This is a genomic window from Klebsiella pneumoniae subsp. pneumoniae HS11286 (assembly GCF_000240185.1).
Taxonomy (GTDB): Bacteria; Pseudomonadota; Gammaproteobacteria; order Enterobacterales; family Enterobacteriaceae; genus Klebsiella; species Klebsiella pneumoniae.
In genome coordinates this window covers 25,475-43,748 of sequence record NC_016845.1, presented here as the reverse complement: position 1 = coordinate 43,748, position 18,274 = coordinate 25,475, and the positions used below count along the sequence as shown (strand labels likewise).

The window sequence follows — 18,274 nt, the reverse complement described above, 5'->3', positions numbered from 1 at the left end:
TCTGCAGTATGATTTCGGGCGGCTCTTGTCGCCCGTTTTCCTTCTTGTGACACGAACGTGCGCAGGGATTATTCACACGCGTCACTGACCGTTATCAGAGGCCAACCTTTGGCTGGAGATATTCGTTTCAGACGAGTCTGTCGCTCACTTGTCGTCCTCCTGCCACTCGAATTATTCAGGGTGGATTTCGTACGGCGTGACTACGCCAGGAATACCGGCAAAATCCTTCGTATTCCGCGTAATTAGTTCCAGACGATGGAGTTGCGCCGTCGCCAGAATGATGGCATCCGGCAGCTTAAGCTTATACTCCTGCCGCAGCGCAACGCTTCGCTCTGCAATATCCTGTGAGATGTTAATGATATTAAAGGTGCTCAGCGCCATTCGCGTGCGCTGCTCCTGGTGATATTTTTTAGCGCCAACCATCACCTCCATCCAGGTAATCAGACTGATCGCATTCTGCGGTGGCCAGGCCTCCAGCGCCTGTTTGGCTTCGCGACGCCCGCTAAATAAATCAATAAGAATATTGGTATCAAAAAGCGCAGATCCGGAGGTCATTACCACTCCTTGCGTAGCTGACGTTGATATTCCATGCCGTCTTCTTCGCAGTCTTGCCACAGACCCAGCGCACTGGAGATGGTATCTTTAGCTCGATCTTGTTTCTCCAGATATTGTTCAACCGCTTCACGTAACAGTTCCGCTCGCGGAATGTTACGCTGCACTTTGAGGTCATCGAGACGTTGAATGACATCGTCTGATAAATCGAGAAGAATTCTGCCCATATCCCTTTCAGCCATCATGCTCATATATACCTCAAGTATATCACCAGTGATGAAGTTATGAGCAAGCTACAGCTTTTGAAATCGGAAACAAACAGGATTTTGTCAGGTAAACTCTTTTTTGCGAGCCGCTTTCCATAATGCACAGGCGACCTCAACAGGCCTGTCTTTTCGCCATAATCCAGGCTATAACACTGGATATTAAAACAGTATAAGGAACTTCATATGGCGCTGGAAAAAGGGATTGCTTCGCTGGTTGAGGCATTTATTGCGGCAGGTCGTCCGTCATCACGCGATCAGCATATTGATGATCGGAGGGCCGGCTATATCGCCAGTGCGGTACTCGCCGGGGAGACGGAAACGCGAGTGCGGGTGGAGGATATCACCCTGGAGGGTATGCACTTCCGCGTCGTTTCACCGCCCACTGCCGACGGCCTGCTACCCACGCTTATCTACTACCACGGCGGCTGTTTTGTCAGCGGCGGCTTTGCCACCCATGACAATCAATTGCGCCAGCTTGCCTGGTTCAGTGGGTGCCGGGTGATCGCCGTGCAGTATCGTCTGGCCCCGGAGTACCCTTTTCCGGCGGCGCACGATGATGCAGAACGAGGTGCCACGATTATTCACCAGCACGCAAAACAGCTTGGCGTGGATGTTTCGCGCATCACCCTGGCCGGCGACAGCGCCGGCGGGCACCTCGCTCTGGTCACGGCCCTGCGCCTGAAAGCGAAAGCGGCGTGGCAACCCGCGCAACTGATCCTGATTTATCCGATGCTTGACCCCACCGCCAGCATGGCGAGCTACCTCAGCAATGGCGATGACTATGTGATTACCCGGGACACGCTACTGAGCGGCTACGAAATGTACCTCGCCTCGACGCCGGCAAACCATCCGGATGCCTGTCCGCTCTGGCGCGAAGATTTTAACGGGCTGCCACCGGTACACATTCTGACGGCGGAGTTCGATCCTTTACGTGATGAGGGCGAAGTGCTGTACCGAAGGCTGACGGAGCAAGGGGTGGAGAGTTCCTGTCAGCGCTATCTGGGGGTGATCCACGGCTTCTTTCAGCTGGGAGGCGTCAGCAACGCCGCGCGTGATGCCATGCGGGATATCGCCTGGCGTGTGGCATCGCCAGGACGATAACTGCCCCAGGCGCTTACTCTTCCTCGTTGCCGCCCTCTTCGTACGAGCCAAAGGGCTTCGCCGGCAACACGATGTAGATCCCCTCGAAAACGGCGCCCTGTTTATCGTCGCCAAAAAGCTCCACCTGCATTTGCACGCGGGCTTTACGCCCGCGCGCCAGTCGGTCGAGATCGCCGCTCAGAGAACCGAGGTCGGCGATGGCGCTGGGGCGGCCGCTAATAGGCTGGCTGTAGCGGATATGCGCATCCGCCAGAATAATGGTGCCTCCCAGGTGCCGCTCGCGCAGCATCAGCCAGATAAGCCCCCATCCGGTTAAGGTAGCGAGCGAAAACAGGCTGCCGGCGAACAGCGTATGGTGCGGATTCTGGTTCCCCGCCTCCGGCATGGTGGTAATAAATTTCTGCCCGGTGTACTGCTGAATACGTACGCCCATTTTTTCACTCAGCGGAATATGCTGATACCACGCCTGCTGGAGCTGTGCGCACCAGTCGCCGCGGTGCAAAATATCGTCCAGCGACGCGACCGGTTTGATCATCAGAAAATGACGGATCGGCGTGGTGGTCGGGGTGGTGATCTCCCCCTGATTGACAAATCCGAGCTTGGCGAAAAATTCCACCGCATCTTCGCGCGCGCTGCAGGTAACCCGCTTAACCCCTTCCTGACGCGCGACGGACTCCAGGGTCATCGCCATCAGCGTACCCAGCCCTTTATCCTGCACCGAGGGATGCACAGCCATAAAGCGGATGGAGGCTTCATTCTCCGCATTGATATATAGCCGGCCGACGGCAACCAGGTTGCCCTCTTCATCCACTACCATCTGATGATGCGCCATCGCATCCCAGGCGTCACGTTCCGATCCCTTAGGCTGATGCAGCGGCTTACGCAGCATCTCCCAGCGGAACTGGTAGTAGCTCTCTAACTCTTCTGCTGTTTGCGGTACACGAAGGTGATACATAGTCGTACTCTCTTTTGTTACCCGCAGCCTGCCCGGAAGCTGGGTCATACCTGCAACCAAAAGGTCACGGGACCATCATTGACCAAAGAAACCTGCATATCCGCAGCGAATCTTCCGGTCTGGGTGTGCATTTCCTGCTGGCGACAGCGGGCGACGAAATACTCATACAGCGCCTCAGCGCGGTCAGGGGCAGCGCCTTTCGAGAAGCTCGGTCGCATCCCCCGCTCGGTATCGGCCGCCAGCGTAAATTGCGAAACCACCAGCACGCTGCCGCCCGCCTGCTGGACATTCAGGTTCATTTTCCCTTCCGCATCGCTGAAGATGCGGTAGCCCAGCACGCGTTCACAAAGGCGATTCGCCTTTTGTTCATCATCGTCTTTCTCGACGCCCAGCAGCACCAGAAGCCCTGGGCCAATTTCGCCCGTCACCTCGTCCGCCACGGTAACGCTTGCACGGGATACGCGTTGAATTAATGCAATCATGGTTGTTCTGTTTCTTCTGTTTCAAGTTTGCGGTATTCACCGAGAGTGACAGTAATTTCAGCGCCAAGCAAGACGATACACCAGGTCCAGTACACCCAGACGAACAAAATCGGCACCACCGAAATCACCCCATAAATTAGCTGATAGGACGGAAAGGTGGTGATATAGAGGGCAAACGCCTTTTTACCTGCCTCAAACAGCAGCGCCGCCACCAGCGCCCCGATCACCGCGTCGCGGTTACGTACCTGGGTAGTCGGTACAATACTATAGAGCAGCCAGAACGCTGCCCAGGAGAGGATCAGCGGAAATAGGCGGAGCAGATTATCAATTACGCCGTCCAGGTCGCTTGCCCAGCGCAGCGACAGCAAATAGGAACTGATCGCCAGGCTGGCGCCCGCCAGCAGCGGGCCGAGGGTCAGGATCATCCAGTAAACGGCAAAGGAATAAACTTTGGGGCGGCTGCGCGTGCTGCGCCAGATGGTGTTTAGCGCGCTGTCGATCGAGTACATCAGCAGCAGCGAGGTGACGATCAGGCCAAAGGCGCCTACGGCGGTCATGCGGCTGGAGTTGGCCACGAACTGCTCGATATATCCCTGGATTACATCCCCGGTCGCCGGAATAAAATTGGCGAAGATAAAATGACGGATCTGCACGCTGACTTCGGAGAACATAGGAAAGGCCGCAAACAGCGCGAACACGACGGCAATCAGCGGCACCAGGGACAGTAATGACACATAGGCGAGGTTCCCCGCCAGGGTGGTCATATGATCTTCATCAATGCGCCGCCACAGCAGCTTTAGCCACGCCAGCAGCGGCCGGGTATGGTGGAGTAATTTTTGATGAACGGTTTTTAGCATAGCTGTTTCGCGAAATAGTCAGGGATGGTCTCCTTACCAGTCACCAGGATACTGGTGATCCCCAACCGGTTGGCCCCTGCTATATTATCGACGTTATCATCAAAAAAGACCGTATCCGCGGCGGAAAACCCCTCTTCTTCCAGTACTCGCAGATAAATTTGCGCTTCAGGCTTACGCAATCCCATCTCCTGCGACAGATAAATGCGATCGGCGGCCGCGCGCACTTCCGGGTATTCATCGGGCCAGAACGTGGTGTGCAGACGATTGGTATTGGAGAGCACCACCACCCGATGCCCCTGGGCACGAAGTTTATGCATGATGGTAATCACCTCCGGGCGCAGCGCGACAAACACCGCCTGCCAGCCGTGAGCAAACTGTTCATAGCTGAGGGGCATATTCATTTCATGGCACATGGCGGCGGCAAAGTCTTCATCGCTGAGCTCGCCGCGCTCATGCTGATGGAAAGCCTCACCCATGGTGAAATGCTGCTTCAGCGTCGCCAGCGGGATGCGGGTTAAATCGCTCCAGGCTCCCAATACCCGGTTGAAGTCAATGTCGACAATCACATTACCTAAATCAAAGATATAGAGCATTTTTGTCTCCTTCCGCGCCGTGGAAAATTAACTTTAGCGGGAAAGGCTGGATTTGACTATTGGCGTGTGATGCAGGAATGAAAAAAAGAAACCCCGCCGGAGAGGCGGGGTTTAGCGAACAACAAGAAGAAAAAATTACTCTTCTTTTGCACCGCGCATCGCGCGTTTACGGTCGTTCTCGGTCAGGTGACGTTTACGGATACGGATAGAGGTCGGAGTAACTTCTACCAGTTCGTCGTCATCGATGAACTCCAGAGCCTGCTCCAGGGTCATCTTAACCGGCGGAACCAGAACCGTGGCTTCGTCAGTACCAGACGCACGCATGTTGGTCAGTTTCTTACCGGTCAGGCAGTTTACCGTCAGGTCGTTGGAACGGCTGTGAATACCGATGATCTGGCCTTCGTAAACTTCAGCGCCGTGGCCGAGGAATAGCTTACCGCGATCCTGCAGACCGAACAGCGCGAACGCTACCGCTTTACCCTGACCGTTGGAGATCAGTACGCCGTTGTTACGCTGGCCCACTTCGCCCGGACGAACGTCGTCGTAGTGGCTGAAGGTGGAGTAAAGCAGACCGGTACCGGAGGTCATGGTCATGAACTCTGAACGGAAGCCGATCAGACCGCGGCTTGGGATCACGTAGTCGAGACGTACGCGGCCTTTACCGTCCGGATTCATGTTTTTCAGGTCGCCTTTACGCTCGCCCAGCGCCTGCATGACAGAACCCTGATGCTGCTCTTCGACGTCCAGCGTCACGTTCTCGAACGGCTCTTGTTTACGGCCGTCGATTTCACGGAAGATAACTTTCGGACGGGAAACCGCCATCTCGAAACCTTCACGACGCATGTTTTCAATCAGAACGGACAGGTGCAGTTCACCACGGCCGGAAACGCGGAACGCATCAGCGTCTTCGGTTTCTTCAACGCGCAGCGCCACGTTGTGCACCAGCTCTTTATTCAGACGGTCCAGGATCTGGCGAGAGGTAACGAACTTACCTTCTTTACCGCAGAACGGAGAGGTGTTGACGTTGAAGAACATGGAAACGGTCGGCTCATCAACGGACAGGGCCGGCAGCGCTTCGACATTCTGCGGGTCGCAGATGGTGTCGGAGATGTTCAGCTCGCCCAGACCGGTGATCGCGATAATGTCGCCAGCTTCAGCTACGTCGCTCTCAATTCGCTCCAGACCCAGGTGAGTCAGCACTTTACCGACTTTACCGTTACGGGTTTTGCCTTCGCTATCGATGATAGTGACCTGCTGGTTCGGCTTCACTTTACCGCGCTTGATGCGGCCGATGCCGATAACACCAACGTAGTTGTTGTAGTCCAGCTGGGAGATCTGCATCTGCAGCGGACCGTCAAGATCAACGTCCGGCGCCGGCACGCGATCGACAATCGCCTGGTACAGCGGGGTCATGTCGTCAGCCATGTCTTCGTGATCCAGACCCGCGATACCGTTCAGCGCGGACGCGTAAACGATCGGGAAGTCCAGCTGTTCGTCGGTCGCATCGAGGTTAACGAACAGGTCGAACACCTGATCGACAACCCAGTCCGGACGCGCGCCCGGGCGGTCAACTTTGTTGATGACCACGATCGGCTTCAGACCGTGGGCAAAAGCTTTTTTGGTCACGAAGCGCGTTTGCGGCATCGGGCCATCAAAGGCATCTACCACCAGCAGCACAGAGTCAACCATGGACATAACACGCTCAACTTCACCTCCGAAGTCGGCGTGCCCTGGGGTATCAACGATGTTGATACGGTAATCATTCCATTTGATTGCGGTGTTTTTCGCGAGGATGGTAATCCCACGCTCTTTCTCCAAATCGTTGGAGTCCATCACACGTTCTTGTGCTTCAGTACGTGCGTCGAACGTACCGGATTGCTGTAGCAGCTTGTCAACCAGGGTAGTTTTACCATGGTCAACGTGCGCGATGATGGCGATATTACGCAGATTTTCGATCACAACTTTGCCTCAGGCATTAGAAATAGCGCGTTATTGTACACGTATTAAGCGAAGGACTGAACAGGATCACAAACATCCTCCGCAAACAAGTATTGCAGAGTTTCTTTGTGACCGCTTTCACGGAGCGATAAAAGGGCACCGTAACAAAAATTGCACCAAAATGGTGCTCAATGTTCACACTGAAGCACTATTTTGGTGCATTATCTCCATCATGGTGCAGTCCTTTTGCACTATGGTGCGCATGATACAGCGTTTTATGGGGCATTTAAAAGTTGGCACAGATTTCGCTTTATATTTTTTAAGGCAACAACGCCACTTTTAAGCAGTATGAAGTTTTCGTTACCACGACGACAATGACCAATCCGGGAGAGTTTAAGTATGTCCGCTGAACACGTTTTGACGATGCTGAACGAGCACGAAGTGAAGTTTGTCGATCTGCGCTTCACCGATACCAAAGGTAAAGAACAGCACGTCACGATTCCGTCTCATCAGGTAAATGCCGAATTCTTCGAAGAAGGCAAAATGTTTGATGGCTCCTCGATTGGTGGCTGGAAAGGTATCAACGAATCTGACATGGTCCTGATGCCGGACGCGTCCACCGCGGTCATTGACCCGTTCTACGAAGAACCGACCCTGATCATCCGCTGCGATATCCTCGAGCCAGGCACCCTGCAGGGCTATGACCGTGACCCGCGCTCCATCGCGAAACGCGCTGAAGAGTACCTGCGCGCCACCGGCATCGCTGATACCGTCCTGTTCGGGCCAGAACCAGAATTCTTCCTGTTCGACGACATCCGTTTTGGCGCCTCTATCTCCGGCTCCCATGTCGCGATCGATGACATTGAAGGTGCGTGGAACTCCTCCACCAAATACGAAGGCGGTAACAAAGGTCACCGTCCGGGCGTGAAAGGGGGTTACTTCCCGGTTCCGCCAGTAGACTCTTCTCAGGACATCCGTTCCACCATGTGTATGATCATGGAAGAGATGGGTCTGGTTGTTGAAGCCCATCACCATGAAGTAGCAACCGCAGGTCAGAACGAAGTGGCAACCCGCTTCAATACCATGACCAAAAAAGCGGATGAAATTCAGATTTACAAATACGTTGTTCACAACGTCGCTCACCGCTTTGGTAAAACCGCGACCTTTATGCCGAAACCGATGTTCGGCGACAACGGCTCCGGCATGCACTGCCATATGTCTCTGGCGAAAAACGGTACCAACCTGTTCTCCGGCGACAAATACGCCGGTCTGTCTGAGCAGGCGCTGTTCTACATCGGCGGCGTAATCAAACACGCTAAAGCCATCAACGCCCTGGCGAACCCGACCACCAACTCCTACAAGCGTCTGGTCCCGGGTTACGAAGCGCCGGTTATGCTGGCTTACTCTGCCCGTAACCGCTCTGCCTCTATCCGTATTCCGGTGGTGACCTCTCCGAAAGCGCGTCGTATCGAAGTGCGCTTCCCGGACCCGGCTGCCAACCCGTACCTGTGCTTTGCGGCGCTGCTGATGGCTGGCCTTGATGGTATCAAGAACAAAATCCATCCGGGCGAAGCAATGGATAAAAACCTGTATGACCTGCCGCCGGAAGAAGCGAAAGAGATCCCGCAGGTTGCCGGTTCTCTGGAAGAAGCCCTGCAGGCCCTGGATGCTGACCGCGAGTTCCTGACCGCTGGCGGCGTGTTCACCAATGACGCTATCGATGCCTACATCGCCCTGCGTATGGAAGAGAACGACCGCGTACGCATGACTCCGCATCCGGTTGAGTTCGAACTGTACTACAGCGTCTAATTTTGCTGTAAATCCAGGGTATGTCGTGTTGTGGCGCGAGATGCCCGGGATATTTTGTTGCCGTGGAAACTTTCAGCCCATCTCAGGATGGGCTTTTTTCTCCACCAACACGCTGATCTCGCGAGCTTTTTACCGATAAAAAGCTATACTGCACTAAATTGGTGCATTCATTTTCAGGAGACTGTCGAATGGCAACAGGCACACTGCCCGATGCTGGGCAGATCCTTAACTCCCTTATCAACAGTATTTTACTGGTCGATGATGACCTGGCGGTGCACTTTGCCAACCCTGCGGCGCAGCAGCTGCTGGCGCAGAGCTCGCGCAAGCTGTTTGGCACCCCATTACCTGAGCTGTTGAGCTATTTTTCGTTGAATATCGGGCTGATGCAGGAGAGCCTGCAGGCGGGCCAGGGGTTTACCGATAACGAAGTGACGCTGGTTATCGATGGCCGTTCGCACATCCTGTCGTTGACCGCCCAGCGGCTGCCGGAAGGCTTTATTCTGCTGGAAATGGCGCCGATGGATAATCAGCGCCGCCTGAGCCAGGAGCAGCTGCAGCATGCGCAGCAGGTCGCCGCTCGCGACCTCGTCCGCGGCCTGGCGCATGAGATAAAAAACCCGTTAGGCGGCCTGCGCGGCGCGGCCCAGCTGCTCAGCAAAGCGCTGCCCGACCCGGCGCTAACGGAATATACCAAAGTGATCATTGAGCAGGCCGACCGGTTAAGAAATCTGGTCGACCGCCTGCTCGGACCACAGCATCCGGGCATGCACGTTACCGAAAGCATCCACAAAGTCGCCGAACGGGTAGTTAAACTGGTTTCCATGGAGTTGCCGGACAACGTGAAGTTGATCCGCGATTACGACCCCAGCCTACCAGAGCTACCCCACGACCCGGATCAAATTGAACAGGTGTTGCTGAACATCGTCCGTAATGCGCTGCAGGCGCTGGGGCCGGAAGGGGGCGAAATTATTCTTCGCACCCGCACCGCTTTCCAGCTGACGCTGCACGGGGTGCGTTATCGCCTCGCCGCCCGCATCGACGTTGAAGATAATGGCCCGGGTATTCCGCCCCATCTCCAGGATACGCTGTTCTATCCGATGGTCAGCGGCCGCGAAGGCGGTACCGGCCTGGGCTTATCTATCGCCCGTAGCCTTATCGATCAGCACTCCGGCAAAATTGAATTCACCAGCTGGCCGGGTCATACCGAATTTTCGGTATACCTGCCTATTCGGAAGTAGAGGTGTTTATGCAACGAGGGATAGCCTGGATCGTTGATGACGATAGCTCCATCCGCTGGGTGCTTGAACGCGCGCTCACCGGAGCCGGCTTGAGCTGCACAACGTTCGAAAGCGGCAATGAGGTGCTAGATGCCCTCACCACCAAAACCCCGGATGTACTGCTGTCAGATATCCGTATGCCCGGAATGGATGGTTTGGCGCTGCTCAAACAGATTAAGCAGCGCCATCCAATGCTTCCGGTCATCATAATGACCGCGCATTCCGATCTGGACGCCGCGGTCAGCGCTTATCAGCAGGGCGCGTTTGATTATTTGCCCAAACCTTTTGATATCGATGAAGCCGTCGCCCTCGTCGACCGGGCGATAAGCCACTATCAAGAGCAGCAGCAGCCGCGAAATGCGCCGATAAGTAGCCCAACTGCCGACATCATCGGCGAAGCGCCAGCTATGCAGGATGTCTTTCGCATTATTGGCCGCCTGTCGCGCTCATCCATCAGCGTGCTGATCAATGGCGAATCCGGTACCGGTAAAGAGCTTGTCGCACATGCCCTGCATCGCCATAGTCCACGCTCAAAAGCGCCGTTTATCGCGCTGAATATGGCGGCGATCCCCAAGGACCTGATTGAGTCCGAGCTGTTCGGCCATGAAAAAGGAGCCTTTACCGGCGCCAATACCGTCCGTCAGGGTCGCTTTGAACAGGCTGACGGCGGTACGCTGTTCCTGGATGAAATTGGCGATATGCCGCTTGATGTCCAGACTCGTCTGCTGCGCGTGCTGGCGGATGGTCAGTTTTATCGCGTGGGCGGTTACGCGCCGGTCAAGGTCGATGTGCGGATCATCGCCGCTACCCACCAGAACCTGGAACAGCGCGTGCAGGAGGGGAAATTTCGTGAAGATTTGTTCCACCGCCTGAACGTCATCCGGGTGCATTTACCGCCGCTGCGCGAGCGCCGGGAAGATATTCCACGCCTGGCCCGCCATTTTCTGCAGATAGCCGCCCGCGAGCTCGGCGTTGAAGCCAAACAGCTGCATCCGGAAACGGAGACAGCGCTGACCCGCCTGGCGTGGCCAGGCAACGTCCGTCAGCTGGAAAACACCTGTCGCTGGCTCACCGTCATGGCCGCCGGCCAGGAGGTGCTGACGCAGGATCTGCCGAGCGAACTGTTTGAGACCACGATTCCTGATAGCCCAACGCAGATGCAGCCTGACAGCTGGGCTACGCTGCTGGGTCAGTGGGCCGATCGGGCGTTGCGATCCGGTCATCAAAACCTGCTCTCAGAAGCGCAACCCGAAATGGAGCGCACGCTGCTAACGACCGCCCTGCGCCATACTCAGGGGCACAAGCAGGAGGCTGCGCGCCTGCTGGGATGGGGACGTAATACCCTGACGCGTAAGCTAAAAGAGTTGGGTATGGAGTAGGGTTCAACAGCATGATGAAAAATAGCCGATCGGCGCAAAGTGCTGCTATTTTGTACTTTACTGTTCCGATGAGTTGAGTATGATCGTGCCCGGCATTAGGGGAGAGCATCATGTTTGAATCACTGGTGAGTATGATATCGAGCGGCGCCGCTGCGAGTCACACGCCACAAACGGCAGTCGCTGCCGTGCTGTGCGCTGCGCTGGTCGGGCTGTTCAGCTAATTGTTCCCCCTCTCCTGCGGGAGAGGGGGAAAATATTAAATAACCCGTGAGAACTGCTGCATCCGGGCCTTTTGCCGTAGGTAGGCATCAAAGCACATACAGATGTTGCGGATCAGCAGGCGGCCTTTCGCCGTCACCTGAATGACCTTATCATCCACAGCCACCAGCCCGTCATGCGCCAGCGGCGCCAGCAGCTTCAGATCCTCGGCGAAATAAGACGCAAAATCCACATCCCACTGCGCCTCGACCGCCGCGATATCCAGCTGGAAGTTACAGATCAACGCTTTAATCACGTCGCGACGCAGACAATCATCGCGAGTTAACGCGATCCCGCGCCACAGGGCGTTCCCTTGCTCTGCTACCTGCTGGTAGTACTGCTTGAGCTCTTTTTGGTTCTGGGCGTAGCTGTCGCCAATCATGCTGATCGCCGAAACGCCCATCCCCAGCAGATCGGTATCGCCCTGAGTGGTGTAGCCCTGGAAATTACGATGCAGTACGCCGTGACGTTGCGCGACCGCTAATTCATCATCGGGACGGGCGAAATGGTCCATGCCGATAAACTGATAGCCTGCCGTCGTCAGCGAGCCGATGGTTTCCTGCAGGATCTCCAGCTTCTGCTCAGCGGAGGGCAGATCGGCATCTTTAATCTTCCGCTGAGCGGCAAAGAGCGTGGGCAGATGCGCATAGTTAAACACGCTCAGGCGGTCAGGATTGAGCTCGGCGACCTTTTGCAGGGTAAAGGCGAAGCTCTCCGGCGTTTGCTTCGGCAGGCCATAAATGAGGTCGATATTGGTCGAGGTAAAACCAATCTCCCGCGCATGGTTGAGCAAATCAAAGATGAACGCTTCGTCCTGCTCACGGTTAACCAGACGCTGAACCTCTTTATTGAAGTCCTGTACGCCCATACTCAGGCGGTTGAAACCCTCAGCGCGTAAATGATCGAGGACATCCAGTTCGATCTCACGCGGATCGACCTCTATGGAGATCTCGGCTTCCGCGCTGAAATGGAAATGGCTGCGCAACAGATCCATCAGGCGACTGATTTGCGCCTTATTGAGATAAGTTGGCGTGCCGCCCCCCCAGTGCAGTTGCTTCACCTGGCGAGTGGCAAACAGCGGCGCGCGGTGGATGATCTCCTGTTCAAGGACATCGAGATATTGATCGGCCTTATGCTGCTGGCGGGTGACTATCTTATTGCAGCCGCAGAAATAACACAGCTTATGGCAAAACGGGATATGCACGTACAGCGACAGGGGACGCTGTGGGTAACGGGCCACAGCGGCATCGAATTCCGCCGCGCCAAATTGCGGTGAAAACTCCAGCGCGGTGGGATACGAGGTATAGCGCGGCCCGGAATAGTTATATTTCTGGATCAGGGCCAGATCCCAGTCGATTATCTGCTCAGACATGCTCACTCCTTCCGATGGTGCCGCCGACGGGTACGCCGTCCCGGCCCCACCGCACCGCGGGTCATGAGCCGGTTGCGCAGCCATTTCTGACGCCGCGACAACCGTCGTAGTTTAACGAATAACCACAGCAGATAACATATAACCAGAAGGGTTATAAGGAGTACCGGGAATCCGATGGGATGCAAATGTTAGTTTCCACCCTTCAGCAGACGCATCATATCTTCCTGACGCTCTTCCTCTTCTTCATCTTCATCATCGTAAGAGAGGCCGAGCTGCTGCATCAGCTCATCAATGCGATCCAGTTTGGCGTCCACCCAGCTCTGCTCTTCAGCATTAAGGGTGCCGCCCTCTTCCAGACGTTCCAGCAGCGCGTCCAGGCGCTCATCATTCTCCAGCAACTCCAGCTCAGCCTGCGGTGAAAGCATAGGTTTCTCGCTCTTTGGTTTATGCTGCTTGGGGGCTGGAGCGCTGCTTTCGCTCACGCCCAGCGGGATCGGTTTTTTGCTACCCACGCGCGGATCTTGCGCCTGACGCTGTTTTTTACCCGCTGAAGCCGCATCGCCGCCGTTCGCGCGACTGCCTGCCGCGTGGCCACGATGTTTCTTCTGCCGTTTGCGATCGCGAGCTTCCTGATTTAACTCTTCACGCGACTTGCGGCCGGATTTGCCACGGGTGGCGGATGTCGGTTTTTTCATGATGTGTAATCTTCAGACAGTAGTATTCAGTATAGAATTGAGGCGGAATCTAGCAGAAAGCAAGCAAAGAAAAAAGGCGACAGATTACTCTGTCGCCTTTTTCCTCACTGACCACCCTTAACGGGCTCTTCTTTCCCTGTTCGCTAACGACTCACCCTGTCTTTCCCTTAGCGTCCAACGGTCCCTGTTTCTTCCTTTTCCCTGTAAAACGTCTCCAAGACGCGCGTCATCCTGACTATCCTGTGGTCTTCGCCTCCTGGCGCTTCCTGACTCCTCGTCCTGAGTCCTAATCCTTTCAGCATCCCCGCCGTTGTGTATTACTTTACCTTGTTGACAAAAATCGACAACCAGTCTGGCAGTTAAAAATCTATTTTCAGAATTCTCTATTTCTATAATTAATTAATTTTCAACACTTTAAATATGTTTTGTCTTATTTTCCTCAGGTATGTCCTATACAAAGAATAGTCAATGTCTCACAAACCATATGGTTTTTACTTACAGGAACGGCGTGCGGTAAAAACAGCCTTTTTCTGCTGTTCAGGTATAATCGCTGCCATAGCCTGTTTTAACGGAGACGACCGTCTTGACCAACTGGAATTATCAACTGACGCACTTTGTCACTAGCGCGCCAGATATCCGCCATCTTCCTGCCGATACCGGTATTGAAGTGGCGTTCGCCGGCCGCTCCAACGCGGGAAAATCCAGCGCGCTGAATACGCTGACTAATCAGAAGAACCTGGCGCGTACCTCCAAAACCCCGGGGCGTACGCAGCTGATTAACCTGTTCGAAGTCGCTGAGGGCAAGCGCCTTGTCGACCTGCCCGGCTATGGTTATGCGCAAGTACCCGAAGAGATGAAGATCAAGTGGCAGCGCGCGCTGGGGGAATACCTGGAAAAACGTCTATGCCTGAAGGGTCTCGTGGTGCTGATGGACATACGTCATCCGCTTAAAGATCTCGATCAGCAGATGATCGAATGGGCGGTAGAGAGCGATATTCAGGTGCTGGTACTGCTCACCAAAGCCGATAAGCTCGCCAGCGGCGCGCGTAAAGCGCAAGTGAATATGGTGCGTGAAGCGGTACTGGCCTTCAATGGCGATGTCCAGGTTGAACCCTTCTCTTCGCTGAAAAAATCTGGCGTCGATAAGCTGCGACAGAAGCTGGATAGCTGGTTTAACGAAATCCCGCCGCAAGAAGCCGTCGAAGACGCCGAGTAACCCCCGCTTTTTCCGGATAACGGCGCGTAGCGCCCTATCCGGACGTTCATACTACGTTGTTTTCACAGCCTTAAACTTTTCTTTCGCGCAATAAAAAACGCCCCGGTCATAAATGACCGGGGCGGCTAAAATATTCAGCCAAATCCGATTACGTGAAGTAAAAGGTCTGAAAGATAGAACATCTTACCTCTGTACCCTACGCGAATAACTTTACTCTTCTTTCGCTCACGGATAAAGCATTTTTTGTAGTTTTTTTTCACTATTTACATAGCAAATTCAAATGATCCTCACAAAACTCTATAAGTTATGTTGCTTACTTACAGAAAATCGCGTTGCGCTTTGTATACTTAGTGCGCTTGATCCCAGTTTTCGCCGCTGCCCACTTCCACCAGCAACGGTACCGCCAGCGTAGTGCTGTTCTCCATCAGTTCGTGGATCTTTTTCGATACGGCATCGAGCTCATCCTTATGCACTTCAAAGACCAGTTCATCGTGAACCTGCATGATCATCCGCACGCGAGGTTTCTCGCTCCGCAGCCATTCATCAACGGCAATCATCGCCCGCTTGATAATATCCGCAGCCGTCCCCTGCATCGGGGCGTTAATCGCCGCACGCTCCGCGCCGGCACGACGAGCGCCATTGCTGGACTTGATATCCGGCAAATAGAGTCGACGGCCATCCAGCGTTTCAACATACCCTTGCTCCTTCGCCTGTGCGCGGGTGCGCTCCATATACTCCAGGACGCCCGGATAACGTTCGAAATAAAGATCCATGTACTTCTGCGCTTCTTTACGCGGGATGTTCAGCTGGCGGGCCAGGCCAAAGGCGCTCATGCCGTAGATCAGACCGAAGTTGATGGCTTTCGCACTGCGCCGCTGTTCGCTGCTGACGCTGTCCAGCGGTAAGCCAAATACTTCAGCCGCCGTCGCCCGGTGAATATCCTTCCCTTCCGCGAAGGCGGTCAGCAGGCCTTTATCCCGCGACAGGTGCGCCATAATGCGCAGCTCGATTTGCGAGTAGTCCGCCGAGACAATGACGTAATCTTCCGGCGCGATAAACGCCTGGCGAATACGGCGCCCTTCTTCGTTACGCACCGGAATGTTTTGCAGGTTTGGATCGGTAGACGACAAACGGCCGGTGGCGGTGACCGCCTGATGATAGGAGGTATGCACGCGGCCCGTTTTGGGGTTAATCATCAGCGGCAGCTTATCGGTATAGGTCGACTTCAGCTTCGCCAGCCCACGATACTCCAGAATCACTTTCGGCAACGGATAATCGAGCGCCAGCTCTTCCAGCACCTCTTCAGAGGTGGACGGCGCACCGCCCGGCGTCTTCTTCAGCGGCTTGATACCCTGTTTTTCAAACAGGATCGTTTGCAGCTGTTTGGTGGAGGAGAGATTAAACGCTTCCCCGGCGATCTCATGTGCTCGCTGCTCCAGCTCAACCAGGCGCTGGGCAATTTCCTGCGAGTGCGCATGCAGCACGGCGGGGTCGATTTTAACGCCGTTGCGCTCAACGCGAGACAGCACCGGCACCAGCGGCATTTCAATATGCTGGAAGATATTCAGCGGGCCTTCATGCTGCTGTAGCTTCGGCCACATCTTCAGATGCAGCTGGAGCGTAACGTCGGCATCTTCCGCCGCGTAGCGACCAGCCTCTTCCAGCGCAATCTGGTTAAAGGTGAGCTGATTCTTACCCTTGCCAGCGATCTCTTCGAAGGTAATGGTTTTATGTTTCAGCCAGCGGTCGGAAAGACTGTCCATATCGTGGCGGCCCGCCACGCTGTCGAGAATGTAAGACTCGAGCATGGTATCGAACGCAATCCCGCGCAGCTCAATGTCGTAATTAGCCAAAATGCCGCGATCGTATTTGAGATTTTGCCCGACCTTGAGCACCTTCTCATCCTCCAGCAGCGGTTTAAGCAGCGCCAGCACGCGCTCGCGCGGGATCTGATCCGGCGCATCAAGATAATCATGCGCTACCGGGACATAGGCGGCCACGCCTGGCTCAACAGCGAATGAAAGACCAACCATGTTGGCGGAGATGTTATCCAGGCTGTCGGTTTCCGTATCAAAGGCAAAGAGCGGCGCCTGCTTCAGCTTATCGATCCAGGTGAGCAGCGTAGCCTCATCAAGGATAGTGACATAATGCTCTGCTGAAAGTGCAGTAGCGGCTTCAACCTCTTCTTCCGCTTCTGCCGCTGCTGCAGGCGCTGCAGGTTTCGCAGCCGGTTTGCCCCCCTTAGCCTGCAGCCATTTTCCGGCCTCAACGTCGGTGGTCCAGCGCTTAAATTCATACTGTCTGAACAGCGCCAGCAGATCGTCTGCCGCCGGCGGCTGCACCTCCAGCTCTTCGCAGGTGAGCTCCAGCTCGACGTCGGTTTTGATGGTCGCCAGCTGATAAGAGAGATAAGCCACGTCCTTGTTCTGCTCGAGCTTCGCCGCCATCGTTTTCGCGCCGCGGAAGCTCAGTTCAGCGATCTTCTCCGGTTCCGCATACAGCGTATCAAGGCCGCCGAGGCCTTGCAGCAGCGCCTGGGCGGTCTTTTCGCCCACGCCCGGCACGCCGGGAATGTTATCCGAGGAGTCGCCCATCAGCGCCAGGAAATCAATAATCAGCTCCGGCGGGACGCCGTACTTAGTAACCACCTCATCCGGTCCGAGGATAGTGTTGGTCATGGTATTGATCAGGGTGATGCCCGGCGTCACCAGCTGGGCCATGTCTTTATCGCCGGTGCTGATCAGGACTGGGCGACCTGCCCTTTCCGCTTCCCGCGCCAGGGTGCCAATCACATCGTCAGCTTCGACGCCCGGGACTGCCATCAGCGGCAGCCCCATCGCTTTCACCATCTTATGCAACGGCTCAATCTGCGCGCGCAGATCGTCCGGCATCGGCGGGCGGTGAGATTTGTAATGCTCGAACAATTCATCACGGAAGGTTTTCCCTTTCGCATCAAAGACCACGACGGCATGAGTCGGTTGATACTGCAGTATCAAACTGCGCAGCATATTCAGTACGCCGTACATAGCCCCGGTGGGCTCCCCTGCGCTGTTAGTCAGCGGCGGAAACGCATGATACGCCCGATAAAGATAGGAGGAGCCATCAACGAGGATGAGAGGGTTTTCTGGGATCTGAACCATAATTTCCGTGCCTGTTTATCAGATTATGGATAAAGGATGCCACAGACGGGCATGAAATCCTGAATTTTTCCCGCAATTCGCGGAAAAGATTCAACGATCGTCGCGATCGCGCGACAACTTAGCTTGTGGATAACTTTGTGTATAGTTTTACAACGTCAGCTTATCCGCCCCTGAAAATAAATGAATAAATAGTATTATTTACTATTTATCAACCACTTAAAAACAAATCAACGATCCTGGCATTAATTTGATGACCTAATCTTCCATGTGGATAGAAGATCCTTGTTTTTTTCTGTTCTGGTAAGACCCGTCATTTGCCGCGTTTTCTGGTAAAATCAGCCTCTTGCGCAGCTTAAAGGCGCTCTTTGTCAGCCTAACTTTCTG

General features: G+C 54.8%; 16 protein-coding genes. 6 read left to right on the top strand and 10 right to left on the bottom strand.

The window, feature by feature from the left end:
• Window positions 1-171 precede the first annotated feature (171 nt).
• Both KPHS_00360 and KPHS_00350 read right to left on the bottom strand, forming a co-directional pair.
• Complete coding sequence (locus KPHS_00360; RefSeq protein YP_005224336.1) at window positions 172-555, bottom strand: putative 2-component transcriptional regulator; 384 nt, start codon at window positions 553-555, stop codon at window positions 172-174.
• Entirely contained in the window at window positions 555-797 is a 243-nt protein-coding gene (locus KPHS_00350; RefSeq protein YP_005224335.1) for a ribbon-helix-helix domain-containing protein, read from the bottom strand. The genes KPHS_00360 and KPHS_00350 overlap by 1 nt, the downstream gene beginning before the upstream one ends.
• A 204-nt stretch (window positions 798-1,001) precedes the next feature.
• Between KPHS_00350 and KPHS_00340 the strand changes: the two genes are divergently transcribed.
• Entirely contained in the window at window positions 1,002-1,919 is a 918-nt protein-coding gene (locus KPHS_00340) for an acetyl esterase (RefSeq protein ID YP_005224334.1), read from the top strand.
• 13 nt (window positions 1,920-1,932) lie between these two features.
• Here the strand turns inward: KPHS_00340 and KPHS_00330 are convergent, their stop codons facing one another.
• The 5 genes from KPHS_00330 to KPHS_00290 form a co-directional block, all read right to left on the bottom strand.
• On the bottom strand, window positions 1,933-2,934 hold the full coding sequence (locus tag KPHS_00330; RefSeq protein YP_005224333.1) for a putative acetyltransferase: 1,002 nt from the start codon (window positions 2,932-2,934) through the stop codon (window positions 1,933-1,935).
• Window positions 2,919-3,356 (bottom strand): D-tyrosyl-tRNA deacylase, encoded by a 438-nt coding sequence (locus tag KPHS_00320; protein ID YP_005224332.1) that lies wholly within the window; start codon window positions 3,354-3,356, stop codon window positions 2,919-2,921. The genes KPHS_00330 and KPHS_00320 overlap by 16 nt, the downstream gene beginning before the upstream one ends.
• Window positions 3,353-4,213, bottom strand: coding sequence for a ribonuclease BN (locus KPHS_00310; protein YP_005224331.1), 861 nt, complete (start codon window positions 4,211-4,213; stop codon window positions 3,353-3,355). The genes KPHS_00320 and KPHS_00310 overlap by 4 nt, the downstream gene beginning before the upstream one ends.
• Window positions 4,207-4,806, bottom strand: coding sequence for a phosphatase (locus KPHS_00300; RefSeq protein ID YP_005224330.1), 600 nt, complete (start codon window positions 4,804-4,806; stop codon window positions 4,207-4,209). The genes KPHS_00310 and KPHS_00300 overlap by 7 nt, the downstream gene beginning before the upstream one ends.
• Before the next feature lie 135 nt (window positions 4,807-4,941).
• Window positions 4,942-6,765 carry a GTP-binding protein gene (locus KPHS_00290; protein ID YP_005224329.1) on the bottom strand — a complete coding sequence of 608 codons (1,824 nt, stop codon included), beginning with the start codon at window positions 6,763-6,765 and terminating at the stop codon, window positions 4,942-4,944.
• Window positions 6,766-6,925: 160 nt separating this feature from the next.
• Here KPHS_00290 and KPHS_00280 point away from each other — a divergent pair, with 160 nt between their 5' ends.
• The 4 genes from KPHS_00280 to KPHS_00250 all read left to right on the top strand — a co-directional run bounded on the left by KPHS_00280 (window position 6,926) and on the right by KPHS_00250 (window position 11,209).
• Window positions 6,926-7,087 carry a hypothetical protein gene (locus tag KPHS_00280; RefSeq protein ID YP_005224328.1) on the top strand — a complete coding sequence of 54 codons (162 nt, stop codon included), beginning with the start codon at window positions 6,926-6,928 and terminating at the stop codon, window positions 7,085-7,087.
• Between the two features lie 56 nt (window positions 7,088-7,143).
• The gene (locus KPHS_00270; protein YP_005224327.1) at window positions 7,144-8,553 is read left to right on the top strand and encodes a glutamine synthetase; all 1,410 of its coding nucleotides are present in this window, start codon (window positions 7,144-7,146) and stop codon (window positions 8,551-8,553) included.
• Window positions 8,554-8,741: 188 nt separating this feature from the next.
• Window positions 8,742-9,791, top strand: coding sequence for a nitrogen regulation protein NR(II) (locus KPHS_00260; RefSeq protein ID YP_005224326.1), 1,050 nt, complete (start codon window positions 8,742-8,744; stop codon window positions 9,789-9,791).
• Between the two features lie 8 nt (window positions 9,792-9,799).
• On the top strand, window positions 9,800-11,209 hold the full coding sequence (locus tag KPHS_00250) for a nitrogen regulation protein NR(I) (protein ID YP_005224325.1): 1,410 nt from the start codon (window positions 9,800-9,802) through the stop codon (window positions 11,207-11,209).
• A gap of 256 nt (window positions 11,210-11,465) precedes the next feature.
• Here KPHS_00250 and KPHS_00240 read toward each other — a convergent pair whose 3' ends face one another.
• Complete coding sequence (locus KPHS_00240; protein ID YP_005224324.1) at window positions 11,466-12,839, bottom strand: coproporphyrinogen III oxidase; 1,374 nt, start codon at window positions 12,837-12,839, stop codon at window positions 11,466-11,468.
• Window positions 12,840-13,027: 188 nt separating this feature from the next.
• Window positions 13,028-13,534 (bottom strand): Der GTPase-activating protein YihI, encoded by a 507-nt coding sequence (locus KPHS_00230; RefSeq protein YP_005224323.1) that lies wholly within the window; start codon window positions 13,532-13,534, stop codon window positions 13,028-13,030.
• Window positions 13,535-14,117: 583 nt separating this feature from the next.
• Here KPHS_00230 and KPHS_00220 point away from each other — a divergent pair.
• Window positions 14,118-14,750: a GTP-binding protein gene (locus tag KPHS_00220; protein YP_005224322.1), complete on the top strand. Its 633-nt coding sequence runs from the start codon at window positions 14,118-14,120 to the stop codon at window positions 14,748-14,750.
• A 347-nt stretch (window positions 14,751-15,097) separates the two neighbouring features.
• Here KPHS_00220 and KPHS_00210 read toward each other — a convergent pair whose 3' ends face one another.
• Window positions 15,098-17,776: a DNA polymerase I gene (locus tag KPHS_00210; RefSeq protein ID YP_005224321.1), complete on the bottom strand. Its 2,679-nt coding sequence runs from the start codon at window positions 17,774-17,776 to the stop codon at window positions 15,098-15,100.
• Window positions 17,777-18,274 lie beyond the last annotated feature (498 nt).